Source organism: Streptomyces sp. NBC_00878 (genome assembly GCF_026341515.1).
Lineage (GTDB): Bacteria > Actinomycetota > Actinomycetes > Streptomycetales > Streptomycetaceae > Streptomyces.
In genome coordinates this window covers 938,143-964,223 of sequence record NZ_JAPEOK010000001.1, presented here as the reverse complement: position 1 = coordinate 964,223, position 26,081 = coordinate 938,143, and the positions used below count along the sequence as shown (strand labels likewise).

The window sequence follows — 26,081 nt, the reverse complement described above, 5'->3', positions numbered from 1 at the left end:
CTCGTATTGAGACACCCGCGCCGTCGTCGGCCGGATCACGATCATGAGCGGCTCACGTTCCGCTTCGCGCGCCTGTGCCGTGCCCGTGCCGTGCCTGTGTCCGTGGCGGGTCGCACGGACCTTCCGGGTGCGGGGGAGGACGTCGGGCCGTGAAACGCAATCGAACTGAGAAGACAGGTGAACATCATGGCCCTCGGACTGCTTCGGCGTCGGCGTTCCAAGGGCGCCTCCGCCGCCGCGGCGGGCCTCGCGCTGCCCCTGCCGCCCGGCGCGGGCGCGATCGGCTGCGAGGTCGCGGACCCCATGGGCCAGCCCATGGGCGGCGCCGACGTCACGGTCACGGCGCTCGACTCCCATCGCGTCGCGGCCCGCGGCACCACCGATCCGTACGGCCTCTTCACGGCCGTACTGCCGCCGGGCGCCTACAGCATGATGGTCATGGCCGAGGGACTTACCCCGGTCCGCGAGACCGTCGAGATCGTCGCCGGCGTCACGCTCCCGACCCTGTACGCCCGCTTGGAGCCGGCCCGTCAGCTCGACCTGCCGCCGCCCGGTACCTGGCTCTTCGACCCGCCCCACACGGCGATCCGCTTCATCGCCAAGCATGTCGGGATGGCCAACGTCCACGGCCGCTTCGAGCGTTTCGACGGCGGCATCCAGATCGCCCAGGACATCACCGAGTCCCGGGTCCACGTCCGTATCGACGCGGCGAGCATCACGACCGGCAACACGACCCGCGACAACCACCTCCGGTCGGGGGACTTCCTGGACGTCAAGCGGTTCCCGTTCATCGACTTCCACAGCACGCGGTTCGCGTACCGCGGCGGCAGCAAGTGGATCCTGCAGGGTTCGCTGACGATGCACGGGGTGAGCCGCTCGGTGGCCCTGGACACGAGCTACCTGGGCATGGTGAACGGCGGTTACGGCGAGGAACTGCGCTGTGCGGCCTTGGCCAAGGCCGAACTGCACCGTGACGACTACACGCTCAACTGGCGAACCATGCTGGCTCGGGGCATCGCGGTGGTCGGCCCCACCGTCCAACTGGAGCTGGACGTCCAGGCGATGTACCGCACGCACGACACACCCACGCCGCCGGAGTAGCGAGGCTCTCCGGCTCACCGGCCGATCGAGTTGAGGACGTCGAGCAGCCGGGGACTGGCGGGGGAGCCCTCGTCGGGCGGCCCGGGTGTGCGGTGGAGTTCGCCGTTGATGATCTCGTAGTGCCCGATGGCCTGGATCGGCGGCGAGTAGACGTGGATGGTCACGGCGCCCGCGTCGTGGTCCATCCGGTGGACGCCCGACCCCGGGAACGAGAACGACTCGCCGGGCCCGTACCGGCGGGCTCGGCGCGGCCCGCCCACCGGCAGCCCCTCCTGCCAGGCGGCGCCCTCGATCACGTGCACGCCGACGCAGGACCCCTGGTGGTCGTGGTAGCCGGTGTCGCGCGATTCCCACCAAGTGTTCAGCCACGCCTCGGAGTTCTCGTTCCGCCAGAGCAGCAGATACGAGCCGGGGCCGGAGCGGTCGAGCGCGGCGGTGTCGACGAATTCCGCGGCGCGGCGGGCCCGGTCCGCACACTCCTCGGGCCGGAACGGCCGGTCGGACACGCCGAGTTCGGCGAGTGCGGTCGTGTCGATCGGGGTCGGGTTCATGCTCATCCCCCTTGTGTCGGTTACGTGTTGGACGGCCGTCGGCGGCCTGTCGCCGTTGTCGCGACGGCGGCGAGCTCGCGGGACGCCGCAAGCCGCAGGAAAACCCGGAAGAGCGGGCCCGGCCTGGCGCGGTCAGTCCTTTCCGGTGAGCAGGCGCCGTGGATTGGTGATGCGGAAGGCGTACGCGGTGGCCCCTCCCAGGCCGAAGCCGGGCTGCTGCGGCGGTTCCGCGTAGGGCCGGTCCGAGCCCATCACGACGACGTCGGTACCGAGGACGCGGACGACCGAGTCGACGGCACGCGGACCGTACGAGGACGTCTCGACGAACACGTCGGGATCCACCTCTCCGCGGCCCTCGTCCCCGCCACGGGCGGCGAAGCGTTCCCCGTGCAGCGGCGCGAGCCCGGCCAGCAGCGCGAAACACACCCGCAGCCGGGGATGGCGAGGCCTGCCGAACGCCCGGAACGCGAACCACGCCGAGTGCATCTGCTGCACGTACGGAACCATCGCGGGCCACCAGCCGGGCCCCGGGGACGCGCCGGGCGCCGGGCCCGGGTGGACGAACAGCGGAAGGCCGCGCGCTTCGAGCAGCTCCAGCAGCGGGGCACAGCGCGCGTAACCGGCCTCGTCGGTCAGGGCGTTCGCCGGGAGCTGGAGCCCGGCGAACCCTCGATCGAGGTCCGCGGCGGTCGCGTCGGCGTCGATGTCCCGCACGCAGGCGGCGGCCCAGGCCCCGAACGGCTCGGGCAGCGCTGCCGCGTCCTCGTGGTACGCGTCGAGCAGCGGCCGTGCCTCGCCGGACGGCAGCCACTCCACGCCGAGCGGGGCGGACAGCGAGACGAGCGCCCTGCCGAGACCGTCGGTGGCGGCCAGTTCGGCACGCGCGGTGACGTCGTGGTGGGCGGCCGGGACCTCGTAGGGCGGCTCGCCGGCGGTGTGCAGGGTCCAGCCGTCCAGGAACGGCGGCTCGTCACGCGCGCGCAGTGCCGCGAGGAACGAGGCGGTCCACAGATGCTGGTGTACGTCGACGTTGGTCACGAAGCTCCTTCCACCCAGGCGCACAGCGCGCTTCGTACCTCGTCGGACCCCAGGACGTCACGGCTCACCAGGTCCACGTCCACTCCGCAGGGCCGGTCGTCGTCCAGGCGCGGGACCAGCTCGCGGATCGCGCGGTGCAGGAGCCCGGGTCCCCGGCCCACGGTCGCCGGGCCCGCCAGGTCCACGGCCTGCGCGGCGGCCAACGCCTCCACGGCGAGCAGCTGCCGCAGCCTGACCAGCATCGTCGTCAGCCGTCGCGCCCCGAGCGCCGCGTTGGTCGAGTCGTCCTCGACCGCGTCCGCGCCGTGCCGGGGATCCGTGCACACGGGCGCGGACAGGGCACGGATCTCGGCGACAAGCGCCTGCGCCGTCTTGGCCAGCGGGGCGAAACCCGAGCGCTCCGGACCGTACGGCGAGAGGTTCGCGGGCAGTCCGCTGACAGCGGGATTCAGCAGCCGCCGCATGCGCTCCGCCGAGATCGCCGCGGTCTGCGTCAGGGACAGCGCGACGGTGTCGAAGCCGAGGGCCAGGGCCGGGGTGTGGAAGTTGCCGGAGGAGAGGATCTCCCCGGTGTCGGCCAGCACCACCGGGTTGTCGCCGCAGCCGTTGAGCTCGGGTTCCAGCGCGGCACGGGCGAAGTCCAGGGCGGCGTGCAGCGCCCCGTGCACCTGGGCGGCACAGCGCAGGCTCACGGGGTCCTGGACGCGCCGCGCGTGCCGGGGATCCGCCAGCTCGCCGCCGTCCAGCAGCGCGAGCAGTTCGCCCGCCGCCCGGGCCTGGCCGGGGGCCGGACGCAGGCCCAGTACGCGGGTGTCGAGGGGGCTCGTGTTCGCCCGGAACCCCTCGAAGGTAAGGGCCGTGACCGCCTGGGCGAGCATGAGGACGGCGGCCGTCTCATGGAGGGCGAGGGCCCCGACTCCGGCGGCCAGCGGGCTCGCGCTGCACAGCACATGCCCGTCCTTCGGCCCCAGTTCCGCGGGGGCCAGACCGGCCCGCCGCAGTGCCTCCGCACCGTCGAGCACCTCACCGGAGAACTCGGCACGGCCCTCGCCGATGACGACCAGGCCGACGTGGGCCAGCTGGCACAGATCGGAGGCGCCGATCGACCCCACCTCGGGGATCACCGGATGCACCCGGGAGTTGAGCAGGGAGACCAGCAGCCGCACGATCTCCGGCCGCACCCCGCTGCCGCCGCCCGCGACGCCGTTTATTCGGGCGAGCAGGGCGGCGCGCACGACGGGGACCGGCAGCGGATCGCCCACCGCGTTGGCCCGGCCCCGGACCGTGCGCACGCTGAACTCGCCCAGTTCGGCCCGCGGCAGCGCGTACGACGACCGGCTGCCGAGACCCGTCGTCAGACCGTACGTCGGCACCTCACGGTCCACCACGTCGTCGACGACCGCGCGGTCGCGCTCCAGCCGGGGCAGGACCCCGTCGGCCAGCACGACCCGGGCGCCGCGAAGGGCGACGGCGGCGACGTCGTCACAGGTGAGGGCGCGCCCGTCGAGGACCACGGCGTCAGCGGCGACGGCCGGGGTAGGAGCGGGGAGCGTACCGGTCATGAGAACCGCAGGTTCTGCCCGAGGCCACGCTCTTGGGCCTTCTTGAGCATGGCCGCGCCCAGCGCGATGTCGGACAACGAGAGGCCGCGATGCCAGAACAGGATGGTCTCGTCGTCGCGCTCACGGCCGGGTTTGTCGCCGACGACGATCTCGCACAGTTCGCCGTGCAGGGTCTCCTCGCTGAGTCTGCCCGACTCGACGTGCGCGCGCAGGGCACCGAACGGCCCGGACCGGCACTGGCCCCAGTCGTCGACGACGACCTTGTCCATGATGTCGGTGAGGGAGAGTTCGACCGCGCTCATCGTTCCGTACGGTACGACAAGGGCGCCCGGCGCGATCCACTCGGTCCGCAGCAGGGGCTCGGGCCGCTCCAGCCGGGACGCCTCCACGACGATGTCCGCGCCCTCGACGCACGTCTTCCAGTCGTCGGTGACGATCACCGGCTTGCTGAGGTCGCGCTCCAACCGCTCGGCGAAGGCCTCACGGCTCTCCGGGCGGCGCGAGTGGACACGTATCTCGTCGAAGTCGAAGATCCGGTCGAGCAGGCGGACGTTCCAGTACGAGGTGGCGCGGGCGCCGATGTGACCGAGCACCTTGGAGTCGGGTCGGGCCAGCTGCCGTGCCCCCAGCGCGGTGAGCGCGCCGGTGCGCATCTCGGTGATGGCGGTGGCGTCGACCACGGCCACCGGCATGCCCGTACGCGGGTCGAAGAGGTTGAGCAGCGCCATCTCGGAGGGCAGCCCGGCCCGGTAGTTGCCGACGTAGTCGCCCACGATCTTGACTCCGGCCAGCCCGAGCGGAGCGACATAGCCGCGCAGAACGTTGAAATGGCCGTTGAACGCCGGATCGGGCGTCAGATGGACCCGTGGTTCGATGACCGTCTCTCCGCGGCCCTGGGCGCGCAGCCCCTGCTCGACGGCGTCGAGCACCTCTGCGTCGTCCAGGTCGAGCTGTGCGATGTCCGAGCCGTTCAGGAACGTGAACCAAATCGGATCAAACGCCTGCATTTCCGGGCGCCCTTTCAATTTCTTCGGACGAACGTAACGCCCCGTTTACAAAAGGGGATTGACTCTAATTCAGCCACGAACAACTCTGCATGACCATATGCAGTCGGGTAAGGGGCAGCTTTGATCAGATTCGACGCGGTGAGCAAAAACTATCCCAACGGCACGACAGCCGTGGACGAGCTGTCGCTGGAGTTGGCGGAGGGCGGCATCACGGTCCTGGTCGGTCCCTCCGGCTGCGGCAAGACCACGACTCTGCGCATGGTCAATCGCATGGTGGAGCCGACGTCCGGGACCGTGAGCCTGCGCGGCCGGGACATCCGGGAGATCGCCGCCCCGGAGCTGCGCCGGGGTATCGGTTACGTGATCCAGCACGCGGGGCTGTTCCCGCACCGCACGGTGCTGGACAACATAGCGACCGTGCCCCTGCTGCTCGGCTGGGGCAAGAAGAAGGCGCGCTCGCGGGCGGCGGAGCTGCTGGAGCTCGTGGGGCTGCCGTCCGCCATGGCCAAGCGCTATCCGTACCAGCTCTCCGGCGGACAGCAGCAGCGCGTCGGGGTGGCCAGGGCGCTGGGCGCGGACCCGCCCGTGCTGCTGATGGACGAGCCGTTCAGCGCGGTCGACCCCATCGTCCGGGGGGAGCTGCAGGCGGAGTTCATCCGGCTGCAGAAGGAGCTGCACAAGACGATCGTGTTCGTCACCCATGACATCGACGAGGCGATCAAGCTCGGCGACCACATCGCGGTACTCCGCACCGGTGGCAAACTCGCCCAGTTCGACACCCCGGAGCGGCTGCTCGCGCATCCCGCCGACGACTTCGTGGCCGATTTCGTCGGCCAGGACCGTGGTATCCGCCGGTTGTCCTTCGTCAAGGCGGCCGATCTGCCACTGCGCGACGGGCCGGTCCTGGCGGCCGACTCTCCGGTGGCGCGGGCCCGGGCCGCGGGCGAACCCTGGGTGCTCGTCGTCGACGGCGACCGGCGGCCGCTCGGCTGGGCCGCGGTCGCCGATCTGCCGACCGGCGGCACGCTCGCGGACGCCGCGCTGACCCCGCTCGGCCATACGTTCAGCCTGGCCGGCGACTCGGCACGGGCCGCCCTCGACGCGGCCCTGCTGTCGCCGTCCCGCCTCGCGGTGGGAGTCGACTCGCAGGGCGCGGTCGTCGGAGTCGCGGACGCGTACGAGTTGTCCGCGGCGATGGCCGGGAGCGGGGCGGCCGTAGCCGCAGCGGCGGTGGAGACGGCGGCGGTCGACGGCGAGGCGGCCGGGGCCGAGGCAGCCGAAACGGAACCGACGCGGGCGGGAACGGCCGAGGCGGAGACGCCCGGGGACGCCCTGTCCGAGGTGCGGGTGTCCAAGGGCGAAGCGGGCGACGACACCGACGGCTCGGGCGAGGGCGGTGATGAGCGATGAGAGACGGTGAACCGCTCATACGGTGGGACTGGATCGGCGATCACATCGGTGAGCTGGCCGACTACACCGGAGTCCATCTGCGGCTCGGACTCCTGCCGGTGCTCTTCGGACTGATCATCTCCATACCCCTCGGCATGCTCTGCCACCGCTGGCGGTGGGTCTACCCGCCGACCCTGACCGCGGCCAACGTGCTGTACTCGATCCCGTCGCTGGCCCTGTTCATGATCTTCGTCCGCTACACGGGGCTGACCGAACGCACGGTGATGATCCCGCTGACGCTCTACACGCTGTCGGTGCTCATCCCCAACGTCGTGGACGGACTGGCCTCGGTCCCCGAACCGGTACGGCAGGCGGCCACCGCCATGGGATTCAGCACGGTGCGCCGCGTCGTCCAGGTCGAACTGCCGATCGCCGTGCCCGTCGTCGTCGCCGGAGTCCGGGTCGCCGCCGTCTCGTCCATCAGCCTCGTCGCCGTGGGGCAGCTGATCGGTCAGGGCGGCCTCGGCTACTACATCACCCGCGGCCTCCAGCTCGACTTCCCGACCCCGATCATCACCGCGACCGTACTGATCATGCTGCTGGCCCTCGTCACCGACGCACTGCTCGTACTGGCACAGCGGCTGCTCACGCCATGGGCGCGCGGCAAGGGGGCGACGGCGTGAACGACTTCCTGAACCAGCTCGAACTCGTGGGCGACTGGCTGACGTCGTCCCAGCAGTGGCGCGGGGACGACGGCATCCCGCACCGGCTCGCGGAGCATCTGACCTACAGCGGCATATCGCTGGTGTTCGCCACCCTGATCGGGCTGACGTTCGGACTGCTGGTCGGGCACACGGGCCGGGGCGCGTTCGCCGTCGCCAGTGTGGCCAACCTCGCGCGGGCGATCCCCACCTTCGGCCTGGTCGTCCTCGTCGTCACGCTCGCCGGACTGAGTACCACGCCCGTGCTGGTCGCCCTGGTCGCGCTGGCGGTCCCGCCGATACTCATCAACACCTTCGAGGGCGTACGCGGCGTGGATCCCGACACCCGGGACGCCGCGCGCGGGATGGGCATGACCGGCTGGGAGGTCCTGCTGAAGGTCGAGGTGCCGATGGCACTGCCGCTGATCCTGCTCGGGCTGCGGGTCGCCGCGATCCAGGTCGTGGCCACGGCGACCGTCGCCGCGTATCCCGGGCTCGGCGGTCTGGGGCGCTTCATCGTCGACGGACTCGCCCGCAACAACTACGAACTGGTCATCGGCGGCTCCGCCGTCGTCGTCATGCTGGCGCTCGTCGTCCAGGCCGTCTTCACCGCGCTGCGGCGCGTCGTCGTCTCGCCGGGGCTGCGGCCTTCGGCGACCAAGTCCTGAGTTCCTGAGTTCCTGAAAGGAAACACCGATGAAAGCCATGTTCCGTGCCGCGGCCTTCGGCGTGATCGCCGCTCTCTCCCTGACCGCCTGCGGAGGCGGCGGCAGCGACAGCGACGACAACCCGCTGACGGGCAGCAGCGAGGACAGCGGAGGCGGCAAAGCCATCGTCGTCGGCTCGGCCAACTTCCCCGAGAACCAGCTCCTCGCCGAGATCTACGCCCAGGCCCTGGAGGACAAGGGCCTCAAGGTGACCCGCAAGTTCGACATCGGAGCCCGCGAGGTCTACTACGACCAGGTGGTCAAGGGAGGCATCGGCGTCTTCCCGGAGTACAACGGCGCGCTGTTGTCCGTGGCGGTCGACAAGAAGAGCACCGCCACGAGTACGGAGGAAATCAACGCGGAGCTGAAGGCGAAGCTCCCGTCGTCCGTGGAGATACTCGACTCCGCCGCGGCCGAGGACAAGGACTCGGTCACGGTCACCTCCGAGGTCGCCGCGAAGTACAAGCTGAAGACCCTGGCCGACCTGAAGCCGGTCGCGAAGGACATGACCATCGGCGCCGGCTCGGAGTTCAAGACCCGCACCCAGGGCGGGGTCGGTCTGAAGACGGTCTACGGCGTCGAGTTCGGGAAGTTCCAGCCGCTGGACGCGGGTGCCCAGAGCACCCTGCTGAAGCTGCTGAAGGACAACAAGGTGCAGGCCGCCAACCTCTACACGACCGACCCGGCCATCGTCGAGGACAAGCTGGTGGTCCTGGAGGACCCGAAGAACCTCTTCTCCTCGCAGAACGTCACACCCCTCGTCTACAAGTCCGCGGTTGACGACAAGGCCAAGGCGGCGCTCAACGCCCTCTCGGCCAAGCTCACCACCGAGGACCTGCTGGAGATGATGAAGAAGCTCGTCAACGACAAGGAGGACGCCGCCGACGTCGCCAAGGAGTGGCTGACGCAGGCCGGCCTCGCGAGCTGACCGTGACGGCCGCCCGGACCGCCAGGACCGCCCGCACCCCGCGCAGCCTGCGCGACCGGTGTGGATGGTCCGGCGGACCCGGCAAGGAATCCCGTACGTCCGGCAGGGAAACCGGTACGTCCGACAGGGAGGGGGACCAAGGTGACCGACACGGACGGAGTCGGCGTAGGCGTCGCGCCGCAGGGGGCCGTCGCGCCCGCGCGGCTGCACCAGCTCTTCGAGGGACGCCGGTTGACGCCCACGCAGCGCCGTATCGCCCACTGTCTGATGCGGCAGACAGCGGCCGCACCCTTCCTGTCGAGCGTGGAGCTGGCCCAACTGGCCGGGGTGAGCCAGCCGTCGGTGACCCGCTTCGCGGTCGCCCTCGGCTTCGACGGATACCCGGCGCTGCGCAGACACCTGCGGGACGTGGCACCCGCCGGACCGGCCGTGGACGCGCGGCCGGCCAACCCGTACCAGCAAGCGGTACGGGCCGAGATCCACAACCTGCTCCAACTGGCGTCCCTGCTGGCCGATCCCGGGCCCGTGGAGCGCGCGGGTCGGCTGCTCGCCGCCTCGCGGCCGCTGCCGGTGCTCGGACTGCGGGCCTCCGCGGCACAGGCGCGCGGTTTCGCCTATTTCGCGGCGAAGGTCCACCCGGACGTACGTCTGCTCGACGAGGGCGGCTCGCGGCTCGCCGACCGTATCGATATGGCTCGGGACGCCGGCGCGAGCGCACTCATGTGCTTCGCGCTGCCGCGCCACCCGGCCGAGCTCCTCGACGCGCTCGACCAGGCCCGCGACACGGGACTGACCGTGGTGACGATCGCCGACGGCACCTTCGCCCCGGTGGCCGCCCACAGCGACCTGCTGCTCCCGGCCGCCGTGGGCACCGACCTGGTCTTCGACACGGTGGGCGCCCCCATGCTCCTCGGCCAGGTCCTCCTGGAGGCGATGTGCGACGCCCTGCCCGATGCCCAGGCCCGCCTGGAGGAGTTCGACACGCGGGCGGCGGCGCGAGGCCTGTTCGTCGACTGACCGGCCCCGGCGCCGACCCGGTCGCCCGGCCCGTACGGTAGGGTTCACCTGCGTGTTCGCGCGGTTCGCCGCGAGGAAGCGCATCGGGACGTGGCGCAGCTTGGTAGCGCACTTGACTGGGGGTCAAGGGGTCGCAGGTTCAAATCCTGTCGTCCCGACTTGCGAAAGAGCGGGTCGGAGGTCATTTCCGGTTTACCGGAAGTGGCCTCTTCGTCGTTCCTGGGGACCGGACGGGACCGAGCGCCATGGGACGGTCAAACACCGCCGGGCGATTCTGTGCGATATGTCCTTGATCTTGCCGTATGTGGTCTTTAGTGTTCGCCGGGCAGGGAAACGCTGCGAGGTCCGAGGCCTGTGCCACCGTCCGGAAGCGAGGTGTGGAGCGCGTGCACGCGAGGTGCGGCTACCGTCCCGTTCCGGATCAGAACGGACGCCCCAGAGGGACACGATGGCTGCGGGCGCTCGCCGTACTGCCGTTGCTGGCGTCGGCGCTGGCCGCTTGTGGCAGTGACGAGGGCTCCGGCACGCCCACCCTCAACTGGTACAACTTCCCCGACGACTCCGGTGCGCTGCAGAAGGCGGCCGACCGGTGCAGCCAGGCGTCGGGCGGCCGCTACCGGATCAGCTACAACAAGCTCCCGCGCGCCGCGGACGGCCAGCGCCAGCAGCTTGTCCGCAGACTCGCCGCCGAGGACGACTCGATCGACATCATGGGCCTGGACGTCACCTGGGCGGCGGAGTTCGCCGAGGCACGCTGGATCCGGGAATGGACGGGGGCGGCGAAGCGGCAGGCCGTCGAGGGCACCCTGCGCGTACCGCTGCAGACCTCGACCTGGAAAGGCAAGCTGTACGCCGTCCCGTACAACACCAACACCCAGCTCCTGTGGTACCGCAAGGACCTGGTGCCCACCCCGCCCAAGACCTGGGCCGAGATGCTGGACATGGCCGGCGCCCTCGCCCGGCAGGGCAAACCGCACTTCGTGGAGATCCAGGGCGCCCAGTACGAGGGCCTGACCGTCTGGTTCAACACGCTGATCAACAGCGCGGGCGGCTCCATCCTCAACGCGAGCGCGACCGAGCCCTCCCTCGGTCCTCCTGCCGTGCGGGCCGCCGGGGTCATGCGCGATCTGGCGAAGTCCCCGGCCGCGGACCCCTCCCTGCCCAACCAGATGGAGGACCAGAACCGCCTCGCCATGGAGTCGGGGACGGCGGCGTTCGAGCTCAACTACCCGTTCGTCTATCCGTCGATGAAGGCGAACAACCCCGCGCTGTTCAAGAACTTCCGCTGGGCGCCGTACCCCCGGGTCGACGCGAACCGCCCGGCACGGCCCACCATCGGCGGCATCGATCTGGCGGTGAGCGCCTACTCGCGCCACCCCGACCTGGCCTTCGAGGCGGCGCTGTGCCTGCGCAACCGGGAGAACCAGCTCACCGCCGCGCTCGAGGGCGGTCTGCCGCCCACCCTGCGCGCCCTGTACGACGAGCCCGCGTTCATGAAGGAGTACCCCTTCTCCCGGGAGGTGCTGGCCTCCTTGGAATCGGCGAGCGTACGCCCGATCACTCCTGTCTACCAGAACGTGTCGATCGCGGTCTCCCACACGCTGTCTCCGCCGTCCGGGATCAAACCGGTGAGTTCCGTCAACACCATCAGGGAGCAGATCGACGATGCCCTGCGATCCGAGGGTGTGATCCCGTGAACCAGACGGAGCATACGGAGCCGGACCAAGCGGCGCTCTCGGCGGGCGCCAGGCAGGAGCGGCGGCTCGGCTGGCTGCTCTGCGCACCCGCCGTTGTCGTCATGATCGCCGTGACCGCCTACCCCATCGGGTACGCCATCTATCTGTCCCTCCAGCGGTACGACCTGCGCTTCCCCGGACGGGCCGAGTTCGTGGGCCTGAGCAACTACGGGGCTGTGCTGTCCTCCCCGTTCTGGTGGGACGCCTTCTGGGTCACGCTGTTCATTACCACCGTCTCCGTGGCGATCGAACTGGTCCTCGGAATGATGCTCGCCCTGGTGATGCACCGCACGATCTTCTGGCGCGGCGTCGTCCGCACGTCGGTCCTCATTCCGTACGGGATCGTCACCGTGGTCGCCGCCTTCTCCTGGCAGTACGCCTGGACCCCGGACCTCGGATACCTCGCCGAGCTGTTGCCCAGCGGGGACGCCCCGCTGACCGAGCAGTGGCCCGCGCTCTGGCTGATCATCCTCGCCGAGGTGTGGAAGACGACGCCGTTCATGGCCCTGCTGCTGCTCGCGGGCCTCGCGCTGGTCCCCGAGGAGACCCTGAAGGCGGCCATGGTGGACGGTGCCACCGCCTGGCAGCGCTTCACCAAGATCATGCTGCCGCTGATGAAACCGGCCATCCTGGTGGCACTGCTCTTCCGCACACTGGACGCGTTCCGGATCTTCGACAACATCTACATCCTGACCGGGGGCGCCCAGGGGACCGGCTCCCTGTCGATCCTCGGGTACGACAACCTGTTCACCGCGCTGAACCTGGGCATCGGGTCGGCGATCTCGGTCCTGATCTTCATCTGCGTCGGGATCATCGCCTTCACCTTCGTCAAGATGTTCGGCGCTGCCGCACCCGGCGCGGAGGTGAAGCGCTGATGGCCGAGGTGGGAAAGACCCATGCCGCCCGATGGGGTGTCATCAACGTGGTGGTGGTGCTGTACGCCCTGTTCCCGGTGTGGTGGATCGCGGCGCTGTCGTTCAAGGACCCCAGCACCCTCACGGACGGCGACTACATCCCCAGGGACTGGACCCTGGAGAACTACCGGGGCATCTTCGACACCTCCGAGTTCACCCGTGCGCTGATCAACTCCATCGGTATCGCCCTGATCTCCACGGTGATCGCGGTGGCGCTGGGCACCATGGCCGCCTACGCGGTGGCCAGGCTGCGCTTCCCCGGCAAGCGGGTGCTCATCGGCATGTCACTGCTGATCGCCATGTTCCCCCCGATCTCCCTGGTGTCACCGCTGTTCAACATCGAGCGGATCATCGGGATCTTCGACACCTGGATCGGGCTGATCATCCCGTACATGACCTTCTCCCTGCCGCTCGCGATCTACACCCTGTCGGCCTTCTTCCGGGAGATCCCCTGGGATCTGGAGAAGGCCGCCAAGGTCGACGGGGCGACGCCCGCGCAGGCCTTCCGGATGGTCATCGTGCCGCTGGCCGCGCCTGGCGTGTTCACCACGGCCATCCTCGTGTTCATCTTCTGCTGGAACGACTTCCTGTTCGCGATCTCGCTGACGTCCACCGAGTCCGCGCGCACGGTGCCTGCCGCGATCGCGTTCTTCACCGGAAGCTCCCAGTTCCAGCAGCCCACCGGGTCGATCGCCGCCGCCGCTGTGGTCATCACCATCCCGATCATCATCTTCGTCCTGTTCTTCCAGCGGCGGATCGTCGCCGGACTGACCTCCGGGGCAGTCAAGGGCTGAACGGGGAAGGCAAGGAGGCACCAGCCATGGCCGAGATCATCCTTGAGGGAGTCACCAAGCGATTCCCCGACGGGGCCCTCGCCGTGAAGGACGTGGACCTCGACATCGCCGACGGCGAGTTCGTGATCCTGGTCGGTCCGTCCGGATGCGGCAAGTCCACCACCCTGAACATGATCGCTGGACTCGAGGACATCACCGAGGGGACCCTGCGCATCGGAGACCGGGTCGTCAACGACCTCGCTCCCAAGGAACGCGACATCGCCATGGTGTTCCAGAGCTATGCCCTGTACCCGCACATGAACGTCGCGGAGAACATGGGCTTCCCGCTGCGCCTGGCCAAGGTGGACAAGGCCACCATCAACGCCAAGGTGACGGAAGCCGCCCGGGTCCTCGACCTGACCGAGCACCTGGACCGCAAGCCCGCCAACCTCTCGGGCGGTCAGCGCCAGCGGGTGGCCATGGGCCGGGCGATCGTCCGTGACCCCAAGGCGTTCCTGATGGACGAGCCGCTGTCCAACCTGGACGCCAAACTCCGGGTACAGATGCGCACCCAGATCTCCCGGCTGCAGCGGCGCCTCGGCACGACCACCGTGTACGTCACCCACGACCAGACCGAGGCGATGACGCTCGGCGACCGGGTCGTGGTCATGCGGCAGGGCCTGGTCCAGCAGATCGGCACACCCGCCGAGCTGTACGACTTCCCGCGCAACATCTTCGTCGCGGGCTTCATCGGCTCCCCGGCGATGAACTTCCTGAACGCGACCCTGGAGGGCGGCGCCCTGCGTTCACCCCTGGGCGACCTGCCTCTCGACGACCGTACGAGGCAGGCGCTGGAACGGCAGAACGCGCCCCGGGAGGTCATCGTCGGGCTGCGACCGGAGGCATTCGAGGACGTGGCCCTGGCGCACGACCGGGCCCGGACGGGCCCGGTCTTCACCGCCACCGTGGAGGTACTGGAGTCGCTGGGCTCCGATGTGTACATCTACTTCAGCGCGGAGGGCGGGCCCGCGACGACCACCGAACTGGAGGAACTCGCCAGGGACTCGGGCCAGCGCGACACCGGCGCCGACGCCTCCCACATGGTGGCCCGCCTGGACGCCGCCACGCGTGCCCGCGAGGGCGAACCCGTGGAGCTGCGGGTCGACATGGCCAAGGCCCACGTGTTCGCCCCGGCGACCGGAGAGAACCTCACGCATCCAGTGAGGGTGAACTGACACTGCACCGCACAGGGCGCGATCCGCGTCCGTGTACCCGGCGACTCATGAGGCGGCTGGTCAGCCGCGCACACATTGGGGCGTTCCAGGCGTGGATGATCGACTGGCGTTGGAGGCCGTAATGCCGGCAGGTTCTTCGTCTGTTGGTGGTACAGGCCGCAGGCGCCCGTGACCTGCGCAAACGATGGACGGTAGAGGAAACAGTCGGACTCTGGCCCGCGCATGGTCCGGATCTTGATCGGGAGTCGACCGCGGCCAGGGTGGCGTCAGGGGCGTTACGAGTCCACCGTCGGCGCGAGCCCACCGGCGAACGCGAGACCTGTGAGAGCGTTTACGCCGTCACCAGCCTCGACGCCCACCGGACCGGCCCCGGCAGATCTGGCCGCCGCGATCCGTGCCCACTGGCGAGTGGAGACCGGGACCGCACCTCGCGCCATGGCGATCTTCCGCAATCTCGCCATCGGCGTGCTGAAATCCCCGGAGCCGACAACATCGCCAAGACCACCCGGGCGATCCGCGATGAACCTGGTGCGGAGGGCGGCTCGGGCGCCACGAGTTGATCCCGCTCGACCACCACGACGCCATCGTCGGCCGACGGCGTACTTCGCTCAAGCGATTGGAATATGCCTGACAAGCGGTTGGAATACACCTGACGATGTTCAAGGGGTAATTCCAAGGAAAAGAAGTAGATATAAGACATAAAGGAACGTAACTGGCGGGTAATATATTACAATATTTAGTATCCGTGTTAGGATCTTCAGGGTCGGAGTGACTCGCCACAGGCTCCGATGCGCCCTCGTGGACATGGACGGAGAGTGCCGTGCCGAAAACCCACACTGCTCCGGCGGGAGAATTTTCTCCGGCGTTAATGTCAGTGGCTTTGGTCGGTTCTCACGGTGCCGGATCGATTTGCCTTTCCTGGCCGGAAGCCCGGGTGGTACGCGACCTCCATGAGGTCCGTTCGGGCGATGACGTCCTTTTGTCTTGCGGACCTGGCATGGCCCAGGAAGTGAGGCGGTTCTCGATCGAGTCGGACGTCAAGTTGCTGCCCACGTGCTGTTGGACGGCGGCGGTGTCGACGCAGCCGAATCCGGTGGTGAGGGGAAGGCGAAAGCGCACGGTCCGGCTGTCGCACCGGGAAAAGCGAATTATGGCGCTGCTCGCCTCCGGCTTGGTGACCCGCGAAGTGGCCCTCAATATGTGCCTGACCGAAAATACCGTCAGGAACTACCTGAGCGGCATCTGTAGAAAGCGTCAGGTGCGGTCTTATGGGCGACCGCACCATTCGGGAAGATGAGGTGAGGAATGGTCGAAATGTTAGGCAGGTCGTTATCCCCGGTCGAGGCGCTCCGCTCGACGCCGGAAGAGGACGGGGTCGCTGACTTCAGGGCGAAGGTGCGGGCCGCAGGGCAGGAGTGGACCGGTAACAAGCCGGACGAGCTGGTTGAGCTGTTGACCAAGGCGGCGGCAGGTGATCCGAGGCTGGCCGCCATCGTGCGCGCCGGGGGTAGCCTGCTGCAGGACTTCCTCGACGGATACCAGCAAAAAACCACTGCGGATGATTCGCGTGATCTGGCAGGCGACCTCGCCGACGGTCATCCGCTGCCCGCGGACGTGCTCGAAGGGCTTACTCCTCGATACCTGATCGCCGTGGTGAGGCTTGCGGAGCCCGGACGCGAGGTGGCTGCGTTACGCGCGGTGGCGGGAGAGCACACGCTGCTGACGCACCGGGACGGCAACGTCGTCCTCTTCATCCCGACAGCCGGTCCAGACAGCGGCGAACGCTCGGTGACGAGGCTGACCCAGTGTCTTGGCGGCAGGGGCTGGCTCGCGACTGCGGAACGGGACAGAGCACGCCTCGTCGATGGGTTCAACGAGGCGTCCTACGTGCTGAGGCTGGTGGTGGCGGGACTGCGCCCGAGCGGTGCCTACACGATCTCGGACGTGTTGGTCGAGTATGCGGTCACGCTGCACGAGAAGGTGCGGACCGACCTGGCTGCGGTGATCAGGCCGCTTCGGGCGCACAAGGTTCTGTGGGAGACGTTGACTGCCTTCGTCGACTCTGACTACAGCAGGAACAAGGCGGCCCGCAGCCTGTTCATCCACCGCAGCACGCTGGACTACCGCCTGAGGCGGATCGGAGACGTCACCGGCTGCGACCCGACCAGTGGCAGAGGCGCGCAGATGCTGACGGCGGCGATGATCGCCGAGGCCCTGCAAGAGGATGACCAGGTGTGCGCTGATCGCCGTGCAGGACGGCGCGTAGCCGACCGCGCGTAGCTGCTTCCACAGCGGACCTGCAGCGGTCGGACGACGCTCACGACTTGGGCGTATCGCGTGCGTGCAGATGTAGTGGCAACAGGGCCCCAGCGGAGTTCCCGTACCCGATCGCACACTCACGTACCGTGGACAGGTCCGCCCCGACAGCACTACCGCTCGGTCAGGGATTCCGCCGCGGACCGTCTCGCGGCAGACTCGAGCGCCTCTACCAATTCTGCCCTGCCTCCGACTCCGAGCTTGCGATAGCAGTGATGAGGTTTCTCGACAGTACGCGTGCTGACCTCGAGCGTTGCAGCAGCGCCCCGCCGCGGGCCCCTTCGGTCACCTCACCGAGCATCCGCAACGCCCGCCCGTGACAGTTCGACGAGTCGGACAGGTTCGCCGCCTGGTGGTGCGGCCTGAGCGACGCCATCCAACTGGCGAGCCGGCCGCTGTGCCGGGGAAGAGGCGTCCGCGAAGCCGGTGCGACTGGTGGCCGACTTCCATGAGTTCTCGGGCGGTTCTCCGCGAATTGCGGAAAATCGGAGCTGAGTCACGATGTGGTGATCCCGCTGGTCGTCGTTGTGGCGCTGACCTTGCTAGCGCGCGATCGCCATGACCTTGTCGTCCAGGTGGGGGTCGCCCTGCGTGGAACGGCTGAGCCGCCACTTATTGTGGCGGCTTGAGCTGCTCATTTCCGGTCCGCCGGATCGTTGTCACCGGTCCGCCACAGGTAGCTGCGCACCGAGAGCGACGCGGCGCGCATGGCCGCGCGGATGTCGTCGAGGTCTTCGCCGGCGAGCTCGCCACGCTCAGGTCCTCGTAGAGGGCTGCCGGCGCTGCGGTCTTGGTATCGCGCGCGGAGTTCGTCACGGCCGTTCCTCGAAGCTGCTCCACTGTGGACGCACGGCTGAGTCTCATCTCCGGGGTTGGATGCGTGGGAGCTGATGATCTTCATGTCGTAGCTCGTCGGCCAACGCTATTACCCGGCACGCGCACGTTAATACGTACAAGGCCAGAATTCCGTAAAATTTGGAGGGAATTCCGAGGTGGACTGAAATTGACGGGTTGCGACGGCGCAACAGTGACAAGAGTGAGTGGTCCACCCTAGGATATTTCCAGTACTTCTCGCTCTGCATTTCTCCGTTTACGGTCCTGGCCTAGCCGGCTGTACGGAATGGATGGGTGCCATGGATAACGATCAGAACGGCTGCGAAGTGTCCCCGCCAGTCGGTGGCTGGGGTCTCAGCTCGGTCCAGGCCAGGATCCTGGAGGGTGTTGCGGCCGGCTTCTCCAGCGGGCGACTTTCGAGAGAGTTGCACCTCAGTTCGAAGACCATCGACTATCACGTCCGCGTCATGTCCGACAAGCTGCAGGCGCCGAATCGTGTCTCTTTAGTTTCGAGGGCGTTCGTCCTCCAGATTCTGCGAACAGATTCGTGGCCCCCGCGCATTGCGTGTGAAACTGTGGATTAACGGTCGGTGGTTCACGAGATCGTAATCCGTACGTTCACGCGTGAACTGTATTTTGTGTCATTTTTCCTGGGTTTTGCCTTTATCTCGCTCCTTCTGGTCAGGCCGGAGGTCAGGCGCTGACCGGCCACGAGTCCGCGGGCTCCTCTCGTCGTCGGACCAAGTGCGGCCGGTCACGCCTCGACGTCCACGCCCATCTCCTCGGCGATGCGTGCGGCCTCGGCCAGGAGGGTCTCCACGATCTGTGACTCGGGGACCGTGCGGATCACCTTGCCCTTGACGAAGATCTGGCCCTTGCCGTTGCCGGCGGCGACACCGATGTCGGCCTCGCGCGCCTCGCCAGGCCCGTTGACGACACAGCCCATCACCGCCACCCGCAACGGCACCGGGAACCCCTCGAGTGCCGCGGTGACCCGCTCGGCGAGGGTGTGCACATCGACCTGGGCCCGGCCGCAGGACGGGCACGACACGATGTCCAGTCCCCGTGGCCTCAACCCGAGCGACTCCAGGATCTGCGCGCCGACCTTGATCTCCTCGACCGGTGGTGCGGAGAGCGAGACGCGGATGGTGTCGCCGATGCCCTCCGAGAGCAGCGCGCCGAACGCGGCCGCGGACTTGACAGTGCCCTGGAACCGGGGGCCTGCCTCGGTCACGCCGAGGTGCAGCGGGTAGTCGCACCGGCCGGCGAGCTTGCGATACGCCTCGATCATCACCACCGGGTCGTGGTGCTTCACCGAGATCTTCAGGTCGGTGAAGCCGTGCTCCTCGAACAACGAGCACTCCCACAACGCCGACTCCACCAGCGCCTCCGGGGTGACGCCGCCGTGCTTGTGCAGCAACCGTTTGTCCAGCGACCCGGCGTTCACGCCGATCCGGATCGGGATGCCCGCGTCCTTGGCCGCACGGGCGATCGTGCCGACCTGGTCGTCGAACTGGCGGATGTTGCCGGGGTTGACCCTCACCGCGGCGCAGCCGGCGTCGATCGCGGCGAACACGTACTTCGGTTGGAAGTGGATGTCGGCGATCACCGGGATGCCCGACTTGCGGGCGATCACCGGCAGCGCGGCCGCGTCGTCCGCCGACGGCACGGCGACCCGCACGATCTCGCAGCCCGCCGCAGTGAGCTCGGCGATCTGCTGCAGCGTGGCGTCGATGTCGGTGGTGGGCGTGGTGGTCATCGACTGCACCGACACCGGCGCGTCGCCGCCGACCGGCACCGTGCCCACCATGATCTGGCGGGACGTCCGCCGCGTGGCCACCGAGAACGGGGCCTCGTCCTTGCGTGGCAAGGGCATTCCCAGATCGACGGTCGTCAATGTTCCTCCCCTGAGTGAACCGGCCAGGTGCCGGGGTCGTCGATGCCTGCCGACGCCGGTGCGGCGTCGAGGCCGGTCAGCAGCTCCACCACGACCCTGGTGATGTTCTGCGCGGTCAGCCCGCAGGCGGCGAGTACCTCGGCCCTGGAGCCGTGGCTGAGGAACCGCCTCGGAATGCCGAACTCGCGCAGCGGGGTGTGCACGTCGGCGTCCCGCAACGCCTGCGCGATCGCGGAACCGACACCACCCGCGCGGCTGTTGTCCTCGACCGTGATCGCGAGCCGGTGGCGGCGGGCCAGGTCGGCCAGCGCGGGGTTGACCGGGGTGACCCACCTCGGGTCCACCACCGTCACCCCGATGCCCTGTGCCCGCACACCGTCGGCGACGGTGAGCGCGAGCCCGGCCAGCGCGCCTACCGCGATGATCAGCACGTCCAGCCGGCCGGAACGGCGCAGCACGTCAAGCCCGTTGAACGTGGCGGTGGCGGGCAGGTCCTCACCGGCGGGGCCTTTGGGGAACCGCAGCAGTGTCGGACCTTCGTGCCACGCCACCGCCTCAGCCAGCAGTTCGGCCAGCCGGGTGCCGTCCCGCGGCGCCGCGATCCGCAGCCCCGGCACCACCTGCAGCACCGACAGGTCCCACATGCCGTTGTGGCTCGGCCCGTCGTCGCCGGTCACCCCTGACCGGTCGAGGACGAACGTCACCGGGCGGCGGTGCAGCGCGACGTCCATGAGCAGTTGGTCGAGCGCGCGGTTGACGAACGTGGAGTAGATGGCCACCACCGGATGCACGCCGCCCATGGACAACCCGGCGGCCATCGTGACCGCGTGCTGCTCGGCGATGCCGACGTCGATCACCCGGTGCGGAAACCTGCGCTGCAGCGGCAGGAGCCCGGTCGGCTCGGTCATCGCGGCCGTGATCGCCACGAGGTCGTCGCGCTGCTCGGCCAGTTCGACCAGCTTCTCGCCGAACACCGACGTGAACGACGGGGGCGACGCCTTCAGCGCCTGCCCGGTGTGCGGGTCCATCGGTTTGACGGCGTGGCCGAGGTCGAGGTCGTTGGTCTCGGTGTGCCGGTATCCCTTGCCCTTGGCGGTGATCACATGCACCACCACCGGCCCGCCCAGCGTTACCGCGTGGCGCAGGGAGTCCTGGACGGCGGAGAGGTCGTGACCGTCGACGGGGCCGAGGTAACCGAGCCCGAGTTGTTCGAACACGCCCGGCCCGCGCCCGGCGCGCAGGTCGGCCAGGTGCTCGGCCAGCCCGCCGACGGTCGGCGCGTAGGAGCGCTGGTTGTCGTTGAGCACGATGACGAGCGGCCGCTCCGGCCCGCCCGCGATGTTGTTGAGCGCCTCCCAGGCCATGCCGCCGGTCATCGCGCCGTCGCCGATGATCGCGACGGTCGCCCGGTCGCGTCGGTCGAGGTGGGCGTCCGCCCTGGCCAGCCCGTCCGCATAGGACAGCGCGGTGGACGCGTGCGAGTTCTCCACCAGGTCGTGCTCGGACTCCTCGCGGCTCGGGTAGCCGGAGACCCCGCCCGACTTGCGCAGCCGGTCGAACCCGGCCTGGCGGCCCGTCAGGATCTTGTGCACGTAGGACTGGTGCCCGGTGTCCCACAGCAACCGGTCCCGCGGGGACTCGAACACCGTGTGCAACGCGATGGTCAGCTCAACCACACCCAGGTTGGGCCCGAGGTGTCCACCGGTCGCGGAGACCCGCTCGATCAGGAACGCGCGGATCTCCCCGGCGAGGTCGCGGAGCTCCCCGGCGGTCAGCTCACGCAGCCGCGCCGGGTCGCGCACGGTTTCCAGCAGCGCCATGTCGAACAGTGCTCCTCACCGGGTGTGGTGGGCGGCCGCGGCCGCTCTCTCGGTCAGTTCGGGCCGACTGCCCGGCGCGATGCCGGTTCGGCCGACGGCCTCGTGCGCCGGCTGACGCCTGGAAGGCCCCTCATTGCATGTGGTGGCCGCGGCTGGTCGGACAGGTCGGAACGACGGCCGACGCGGCTCACCACCGACGCGCTCTTGCCAACAGAGTCCTTGGCGCCATCAGCGACAGGGGTCGCCCGGTCTCGATCGGTCACGGCACGTCCGCCACTCCGGTCAGCCGCGTGGGCGGGGAGAACACGATGTCCTCGGTCGCCACCCGTTCCACGGACGTATCCGCGTAACCCAGTTCGGCGAGCCGGTCGAGCAGCTGGTCGACGAGGATCTCCGGCGCGCTCGCTCCGGCGCTCACGCCGACCGTGCTCACGCCGGCCAGCCACGTGGGGTCGAAGCGGGTCACGTCCGGCACCAGTTCGGCCCTGCCGCCGAGCCTGCGCGCCACCTCGACCATCCGGATCGAGTTACTGGAGTTGGTCGAACCGACCACCAGCACCAGGTCGCACCGGTCCACGATGGCCCTGATGCCGTCCTGGCGGTTCTGGCTGGCATAACAGATGTCGTCGGTGGCGGGCCCGCGCAGGTCGGTGAACCTGCGCTGGAGTACGGCGATGATGTCCCTTGTCTCGTCCACCGAGAGCGTGGTCTGGGTGAGGTAGGCGACCGGTGCGTCGGGGGGAAGGTCCAGTGCCTCCGCGTCGGCAGCCGTCTCGACGATGACCGTCTGGTCGGGAGCGTGCCCGAAGGTGCCCTCGACCTCCTCGTGGTCCGCGTGCCCGACCAGCAGCAACGTCCGCCCGTCGCGGGCGAACCGGCGGGCCTCCTGGTGGACCTTGGCCACCAGGGGGCAGGTCGCGTCGAGCACGTCCAGCCCGCGTGCGTCCGCGTTCTGCCGCACTTGCGGGGAGACGCCGTGCGCGGAGAAGACACACACCGCGCCCTCCGGCACCTCCTGCTCGGAGTCGACGAACCGGACACCCCGGCGCTGGAACTCGCGCACCACGTGGTGGTTGTGCACGATCTCCTTGCGGACGTAGATCGGCGCGCCGTGCTGTTCCAGTGCGAGGTCGATGATGGCTATCGCTCGGCGTACACCGGCACACAAACTGCGCGGTTCGGCCAGCAGGACCTGCTTACCGCCACTCATTCCCACTCCGTTCCGTGCCATGACGTCCACGTCGGAACGCATGGCTTGCGATGCCGAACAGGGCATCCACGCCGGTCGGTAGAAACCGAGTCCTTCTCGGGAAGTCTTGTCTGCCGTTGGGTGCCGGCTTAATAGCCGGACTCGAATACGGCCTTGGTGCCGCCCAGCGGCTACCAATCTGCAGGGTAGTCTAATCCAGGCCTTACGCCGTGTTCTTTGGGGTTTTTCCTAAAGTCGAAGATGCTCACGCTGTGTCGTTGACACGACCATGGTCGTCCTCCAGGATGGAATCCAATAGCTGCCCCTCAATTTCAGTGCGACTCAAGGTTCCGGATCATGAGGGCGGCTATGCATTTCGAACGAGGCGCTGCTATGGCAACAATCTCGGATCAAGGCTGGTACAACCGTCCAGCTTGACCCACTTGTGTCGCAAACCATTTCATGGATCGCTACTTGCCTCGGTGCCGGGTGACTCTCGCATGTGGGAGGTGCCGACACAGTTGATGAACATGAAATCCGGTCCGGCGATCCTCGTCAAACCACGTAACCTCGCCAAAATCATGACGAGCACAGCGCAACGACCAAATCGGGCCATTCGCCAACGTCGTCGGCATCCGAGCTCTGGAGGAGTGACCATGGCAAATCTGGATGAAATTTCAAGTTCACCTCAAACAGTGCTGGAGTCTCAGGATGAGGTAAGAATAGTTGGCCAATACTACGACGACAAAACAGCTAGGCTTGTTCGCAAATACGGGCCTGGACCCAGGATCCACTATCACGTGGGTTACTACCCTTCCTCTGAAACGCCGCTGAATGCGCACGATGCGACGCCGGATGCTATTCGCCGCAGCATACGGCTTCATCAAGAGGGTTTACTGCGGTATGCGGCCAAGATCTGGGGCGCTGAACACCGGCTGTCGGGGAGAATCCTGGATGTCGGCTGCGGTCTTGGCGGGGGCTCGCTCTTCTGGGCACAGGAGTACGGCGCCGACGTCACGGCGGTCACCAACGCGCCGGAACACGCGCCGATAGTTGAGGGGTTCGCGCAGGAATCCGGTGTGGGTGGGAAGGTCCGAACACTGGTCTGTGATGCGATGCATCTCCCCTCGGACGGCGGCCCCTTCGACGCGGCGGTAGCAATCGAGAGCAGCGGATATTTCAACCGTCCTCAGTGGTTCGAGCGTCTGGCACGCGTGCTTCGTCCGGGCGCGAGTGTGTGCATCGAGGAAGTATTCACTACACGCCCGCACGGGGCCGATGTGTGGGCCGAATACTTCTACACAAAACCGGCTACGGTGCTCGACTACGCAGAAGCCGCGAAGTCTGCGGGTTTTGAATTGGTCGATGAAGCCGACGCTACGTCAGAAACCTCGCCGTTCTGGGATGAGAGTGCTGCCTGGACGAAGGCGGTACTGGACAGTGACAGCAGCCTTTCAGCAGTTGACCGCAGGCAGCTGAGGATATCCCTGATGGCGAACCAGGCGCTTGGCACCGAATGGCGAGCAGGGGGCCTGCGGCTGGGTTTCTTGCGCTTCGAGCTGAAGTGAGCGAAGAACGTGCTGGCGGATTCTCGGGTCCTCGCAACACCTGATGGCTTACGTGGTTGTCAGTGGTTGTCAGTAGATCACGCAGGTGCTCGGCTGGGGTTGCCCAGCCGAGCACAGCGGGTTTCCGCCCACCTTTCGAAGTGACTGCCGGATTCCAGGGCGGTTGACCGAGACCCTCGCCGCAGAGGGTCTGTCATCAGCCGACATGGGCCAGCTCGTGGTTGACGGTGGTATACGAAAGACGCCGCGGACAAGCCCACCGTCGAGGTAAACGGCGGCGGCCAGCCGGTACAGCTCCGAGTCGCGCCCTACCACGAGAGCCCTCGGGACGACGGGCCGCCGCTACGCCACACCTTCGGCGGCCAAGGTCTCAAAACTACGTCAGCTGTATTCACGTCGCCGACCATCTCCTCGACGCGTTCCCCGGAATGTGGTTCGCGGTCGACCCGCAGGACCTGCGGTGGCGTACCAGCACGATCATTCGCGGGCTCACCGCCGGTAGGGCTGAACCGCCGTCGGCTTCCCGCCACTTTCACAACGACACGGAGTTCCTCATGACGATCGAGCAGTCTCCCACTCACAGCGACGACGTCCGTAACGTGTACGACGGGTTCGGTCGGGTCTACGGTTCGGTGTGGGGCCCCAATATCCACTACGGCTACTGGGAGAACGACGCCGACGACAGCTCCGTCGAGGTAGCCACAGACCGCCTGACCGACCTGATGATCTCAGGTCTCGCCGCGCAGGCCGGCCAGCGGGTCCTGGACATCGGCTGCGGCATCGGCCATCCCGCGCAGCGGCTCGTCCGCACTTGTGACGTGAACGTGGTGGGTATCACCGTCAGCCAGATCCAGGTGAAGGAGGCCACGGAACACGCGGCCGCGGCTGGGCTCGCCGACCGGGCCACGTTCCAGTTCGCCGACGCGATGGACATGCCCTTCCCCGACGGCTCGTTCGACGCGGCCTGGGCGTTCGAGTCGATGTGGCACATGCCCGACCGCGGCCAGGTGCTCTCCGAGGCCGCCCGCGTCCTGCGCCCCGGCGGCCGCCTCGCCATCGCCGACGTCATCCAGCGCGACCCGATCAGCCCTGAGGGACAAGTGGTCCTGGACCACATCTGTGCGAACTACGGGGTGCGCTCCTTGGGCACTGTGGACGAATACCGGACGGCGTTGGCCGCCAACGGTTTCGTCGACGTGGAGATCCGTGACATCACCGACAACGTCATCCGTACCCTCGGGCTCATGGCCGACGCCTTTGAAACTGTCAGCGACAAGCTGTCCGATCTGGTCGGCAAGGAACAGGCCGACTCGCTCATTGACTTCGTGCGCAGGTTCGGGGCCATCCCGGAGAGCGGCTACCTCTTCCTGACCGCGGTCCGCGCATGAGCGCGGGCGCCGTCCTCGGTTTTCAGCTCGGCGTCTCAAGGAGTAAGGCTGAGGCCAAGGCGCGCTGAGCTGCTTCAAACAGGCCGCGCTGGTGATCCCCCGGTTCCTCGACGGCACCCGTGTCGCGCAACTGGCCTGTGACAACGAGCTCAGCGACAAAGCCTGCTACCGGTACCTGCACGAAGGTACCGACCTGCTCGTCGCACATGCCCTTGGTCTGCGCCACGTCCTGGCGCAGGCCAAGCAAGCCGGCGTGACGCACGTGTACCTCGACGGGTGGTGATCCCCGCCTACCGGGTCGCGATCCGGCCCCAACGGTCATGACCTGTGCTGGAGCGGGAAACACAAGCACCATGGCAGCAATGTCCAGGTCATCTCCGCGCCGGGCTGGTCGCTCTGGGTCTCCGCGG

24 protein-coding genes and 1 tRNA gene are annotated in these 26,081 nt (G+C 68.1%); 17 read left to right on the top strand and 8 right to left on the bottom strand.

The annotated features are described in order from the left end of the window. The first annotated feature begins 186 nt into the window (after positions 1–186). Entirely contained in the window at positions 187–1,101 is a 915-nt protein-coding gene (locus OHA11_RS03880; protein WP_266491941.1) for a YceI family protein, read from the top strand. A 14-nt stretch (positions 1,102–1,115) separates the two neighbouring features. Here the strand turns inward: OHA11_RS03880 and OHA11_RS03875 are convergent, their stop codons facing one another. The 4 genes from OHA11_RS03875 to OHA11_RS03860 form a co-directional block, all read right to left on the bottom strand. Further along, on the bottom strand, positions 1,116–1,652 hold the full coding sequence (locus OHA11_RS03875) for a hypothetical protein (RefSeq protein ID WP_266491939.1): 537 nt from the start codon (positions 1,650–1,652) through the stop codon (positions 1,116–1,118). A 132-nt stretch (positions 1,653–1,784) separates the two neighbouring features. Continuing rightward, the gene (locus tag OHA11_RS03870; RefSeq protein WP_266491938.1) at positions 1,785–2,690 is read right to left on the bottom strand and encodes an amidohydrolase family protein; all 906 of its coding nucleotides are present in this window, start codon (positions 2,688–2,690) and stop codon (positions 1,785–1,787) included. Next, positions 2,687–4,252: a histidine ammonia-lyase gene (gene hutH / locus OHA11_RS03865; protein WP_266491937.1), complete on the bottom strand. Its 1,566-nt coding sequence runs from the start codon at positions 4,250–4,252 to the stop codon at positions 2,687–2,689. Before hutH ends, OHA11_RS03870 begins: the two co-directional genes overlap by 4 nt. After that, the gene (locus OHA11_RS03860) at positions 4,249–5,259 is read right to left on the bottom strand and encodes an ornithine cyclodeaminase family protein (RefSeq protein ID WP_266491936.1); all 1,011 of its coding nucleotides are present in this window, start codon (positions 5,257–5,259) and stop codon (positions 4,249–4,251) included. Before OHA11_RS03860 ends, hutH begins: the two co-directional genes overlap by 4 nt. Positions 5,260–5,379: 120 nt before the next feature. Here OHA11_RS03860 and OHA11_RS03855 point away from each other — a divergent pair, with 120 nt between their 5' ends. The 12 genes from OHA11_RS03855 to OHA11_RS03805 all read left to right on the top strand — a co-directional run bounded on the left by OHA11_RS03855 (position 5,380) and on the right by OHA11_RS03805 (position 16,939). Further along, positions 5,380–6,669: an ABC transporter ATP-binding protein gene (locus OHA11_RS03855; protein ID WP_266491934.1), complete on the top strand. Its 1,290-nt coding sequence runs from the start codon at positions 5,380–5,382 to the stop codon at positions 6,667–6,669. Then, positions 6,666–7,331, top strand: coding sequence for an ABC transporter permease (locus tag OHA11_RS03850; RefSeq protein ID WP_266491933.1), 666 nt, complete (start codon positions 6,666–6,668; stop codon positions 7,329–7,331). The genes OHA11_RS03855 and OHA11_RS03850 overlap by 4 nt, the downstream gene beginning before the upstream one ends. Beyond that, on the top strand, positions 7,328–8,017 hold the full coding sequence (locus OHA11_RS03845; protein WP_266491932.1) for an ABC transporter permease: 690 nt from the start codon (positions 7,328–7,330) through the stop codon (positions 8,015–8,017). The genes OHA11_RS03850 and OHA11_RS03845 overlap by 4 nt, the downstream gene beginning before the upstream one ends. A 37-nt stretch (positions 8,018–8,054) precedes the next feature. Further along, positions 8,055–8,984: an ABC transporter substrate-binding protein gene (locus tag OHA11_RS03840; RefSeq protein ID WP_266506922.1), complete on the top strand. Its 930-nt coding sequence runs from the start codon at positions 8,055–8,057 to the stop codon at positions 8,982–8,984. A gap of 141 nt (positions 8,985–9,125) precedes the next feature. Further along, entirely contained in the window at positions 9,126–10,001 is an 876-nt protein-coding gene (locus OHA11_RS03835) for a MurR/RpiR family transcriptional regulator (RefSeq protein WP_266491931.1), read from the top strand. A gap of 84 nt (positions 10,002–10,085) precedes the next feature. Next, positions 10,086–10,159 (top strand) — tRNA-Pro (locus tag OHA11_RS03830). 228 nt (positions 10,160–10,387) lie between these two features. Continuing rightward, positions 10,388–11,698, top strand: coding sequence for an ABC transporter substrate-binding protein (locus OHA11_RS03825; protein ID WP_266491930.1), 1,311 nt, complete (start codon positions 10,388–10,390; stop codon positions 11,696–11,698). Then, positions 11,695–12,612 carry a carbohydrate ABC transporter permease gene (locus OHA11_RS03820; protein WP_266491929.1) on the top strand — a complete coding sequence of 306 codons (918 nt, stop codon included), beginning with the start codon at positions 11,695–11,697 and terminating at the stop codon, positions 12,610–12,612. The genes OHA11_RS03825 and OHA11_RS03820 overlap by 4 nt, the downstream gene beginning before the upstream one ends. After that, positions 12,612–13,445: a carbohydrate ABC transporter permease gene (locus OHA11_RS03815; protein WP_266491928.1), complete on the top strand. Its 834-nt coding sequence runs from the start codon at positions 12,612–12,614 to the stop codon at positions 13,443–13,445. The genes OHA11_RS03820 and OHA11_RS03815 overlap by 1 nt, the downstream gene beginning before the upstream one ends. Before the next feature lie 26 nt (positions 13,446–13,471). Then, on the top strand, positions 13,472–14,659 hold the full coding sequence (locus OHA11_RS03810; protein ID WP_266491927.1) for an ABC transporter ATP-binding protein: 1,188 nt from the start codon (positions 13,472–13,474) through the stop codon (positions 14,657–14,659). An 868-nt stretch (positions 14,660–15,527) separates the two neighbouring features. Beyond that, positions 15,528–15,956, top strand: a complete 429-nt coding sequence (locus OHA11_RS48475; RefSeq protein WP_353962970.1) for a helix-turn-helix transcriptional regulator — start codon at positions 15,528–15,530, stop codon at positions 15,954–15,956. 8 nt (positions 15,957–15,964) lie between these two features. Beyond that, on the top strand, positions 15,965–16,939 hold the full coding sequence (locus OHA11_RS03805) for a CdaR family transcriptional regulator (RefSeq protein ID WP_266491925.1): 975 nt from the start codon (positions 15,965–15,967) through the stop codon (positions 16,937–16,939). Between the two features lie 670 nt (positions 16,940–17,609). On the opposite strand, the gene OHA11_RS03800 is transcribed toward OHA11_RS03805, so the two are convergent. Next, a complete protein-coding gene (locus OHA11_RS03800) occupies positions 17,610–17,876 on the bottom strand; it encodes a hypothetical protein (RefSeq protein WP_266491924.1) in 267 nt (88 codons plus the stop codon). A gap of 223 nt (positions 17,877–18,099) precedes the next feature. On the opposite strand from OHA11_RS03800, the gene OHA11_RS48470 reads away from it, so the two are divergent. After that, positions 18,100–18,393, top strand: a complete 294-nt coding sequence (locus OHA11_RS48470; protein WP_353962944.1) for a LuxR C-terminal-related transcriptional regulator — start codon at positions 18,100–18,102, stop codon at positions 18,391–18,393. A 170-nt stretch (positions 18,394–18,563) separates the two neighbouring features. Here OHA11_RS48470 and ispG read toward each other — a convergent pair whose 3' ends face one another. From ispG to ispH, 3 genes are all read right to left on the bottom strand, one after another. Then, positions 18,564–19,685: a flavodoxin-dependent (E)-4-hydroxy-3-methylbut-2-enyl-diphosphate synthase gene (ispG, locus tag OHA11_RS03795; RefSeq protein WP_266491923.1), complete on the bottom strand. Its 1,122-nt coding sequence runs from the start codon at positions 19,683–19,685 to the stop codon at positions 18,564–18,566. Between the two features lie 17 nt (positions 19,686–19,702). After that, positions 19,703–21,526, bottom strand: a complete 1,824-nt coding sequence (locus OHA11_RS03790; RefSeq protein WP_266491921.1) for a 1-deoxy-D-xylulose-5-phosphate synthase — start codon at positions 21,524–21,526, stop codon at positions 19,703–19,705. 259 nt (positions 21,527–21,785) lie between these two features. Then, positions 21,786–22,736, bottom strand: a complete 951-nt coding sequence (gene ispH / locus OHA11_RS03785; protein WP_266491919.1) for a 4-hydroxy-3-methylbut-2-enyl diphosphate reductase — start codon at positions 22,734–22,736, stop codon at positions 21,786–21,788. Between the two features lie 635 nt (positions 22,737–23,371). Here ispH and OHA11_RS03780 point away from each other — a divergent pair. The 3 genes from OHA11_RS03780 to OHA11_RS03770 all read left to right on the top strand — a co-directional run bounded on the left by OHA11_RS03780 (position 23,372) and on the right by OHA11_RS03770 (position 25,954). Then, positions 23,372–24,283: a cyclopropane-fatty-acyl-phospholipid synthase family protein gene (locus OHA11_RS03780; RefSeq protein ID WP_266491917.1), complete on the top strand. Its 912-nt coding sequence runs from the start codon at positions 23,372–23,374 to the stop codon at positions 24,281–24,283. A 554-nt stretch (positions 24,284–24,837) separates the two neighbouring features. Further along, positions 24,838–25,671, top strand: a complete 834-nt coding sequence (locus OHA11_RS03775; protein ID WP_266491916.1) for a methyltransferase domain-containing protein — start codon at positions 24,838–24,840, stop codon at positions 25,669–25,671. Between the two features lie 91 nt (positions 25,672–25,762). Further along, positions 25,763–25,954: a hypothetical protein gene (locus OHA11_RS03770; RefSeq protein ID WP_266491915.1), complete on the top strand. Its 192-nt coding sequence runs from the start codon at positions 25,763–25,765 to the stop codon at positions 25,952–25,954. Positions 25,955–26,081 lie beyond the last annotated feature (127 nt).

What these genes read in the sequence shown, in the direction of transcription:
- ispH (WP_266491919.1), bottom strand. Translation starts at nt 22,736, where the DNA reads ATGAGTGGCGGTAAGCAGGTCCTGCTGGCCGAACCGCGCAGTTTGTGT.
- OHA11_RS03810 (WP_266491927.1), top strand. Translation starts at nt 13,472, where the DNA reads ATGGCCGAGATCATCCTTGAGGGAGTCACCAAGCGATTCCCCGACGGG.
- OHA11_RS03775 (WP_266491916.1), top strand. Translation starts at nt 24,838, where the DNA reads ATGACGATCGAGCAGTCTCCCACTCACAGCGACGACGTCCGTAACGTG.
- OHA11_RS03815 (WP_266491928.1), top strand. Translation starts at nt 12,612, where the DNA reads ATGGCCGAGGTGGGAAAGACCCATGCCGCCCGATGGGGTGTCATCAAC.
- OHA11_RS03780 (WP_266491917.1), top strand. Translation starts at nt 23,372, where the DNA reads ATGGCAAATCTGGATGAAATTTCAAGTTCACCTCAAACAGTGCTGGAG.
- ispG (WP_266491923.1), bottom strand. Translation starts at nt 19,685, where the DNA reads ATGCCCTTGCCACGCAAGGACGAGGCCCCGTTCTCGGTGGCCACGCGG.
- hutH (WP_266491937.1), bottom strand. Translation starts at nt 4,252, where the DNA reads ATGACCGGTACGCTCCCCGCTCCTACCCCGGCCGTCGCCGCTGACGCC.
- OHA11_RS03790 (WP_266491921.1), bottom strand. Translation starts at nt 21,526, where the DNA reads ATGGCGCTGCTGGAAACCGTGCGCGACCCGGCGCGGCTGCGTGAGCTG.
- OHA11_RS03805 (WP_266491925.1), top strand. Translation starts at nt 15,965, where the DNA reads ATGGTCGAAATGTTAGGCAGGTCGTTATCCCCGGTCGAGGCGCTCCGC.
- OHA11_RS03860 (WP_266491936.1), bottom strand. Translation starts at nt 5,259, where the DNA reads ATGCAGGCGTTTGATCCGATTTGGTTCACGTTCCTGAACGGCTCGGAC.
- OHA11_RS48475 (WP_353962970.1), top strand. Translation starts at nt 15,528, where the DNA reads ATGTCAGTGGCTTTGGTCGGTTCTCACGGTGCCGGATCGATTTGCCTT.
- OHA11_RS03880 (WP_266491941.1), top strand. Translation starts at nt 187, where the DNA reads ATGGCCCTCGGACTGCTTCGGCGTCGGCGTTCCAAGGGCGCCTCCGCC.
- OHA11_RS03875 (WP_266491939.1), bottom strand. Translation starts at nt 1,652, where the DNA reads ATGAACCCGACCCCGATCGACACGACCGCACTCGCCGAACTCGGCGTG.
- OHA11_RS48470 (WP_353962944.1), top strand. Translation starts at nt 18,100, where the DNA reads ATGGGTGCCATGGATAACGATCAGAACGGCTGCGAAGTGTCCCCGCCA.
- OHA11_RS03850 (WP_266491933.1), top strand. Translation starts at nt 6,666, where the DNA reads ATGAGAGACGGTGAACCGCTCATACGGTGGGACTGGATCGGCGATCAC.
- OHA11_RS03800 (WP_266491924.1), bottom strand. Translation starts at nt 17,876, where the DNA reads ATGAAGATCATCAGCTCCCACGCATCCAACCCCGGAGATGAGACTCAG.
- OHA11_RS03840 (WP_266506922.1), top strand. Translation starts at nt 8,055, where the DNA reads ATGTTCCGTGCCGCGGCCTTCGGCGTGATCGCCGCTCTCTCCCTGACC.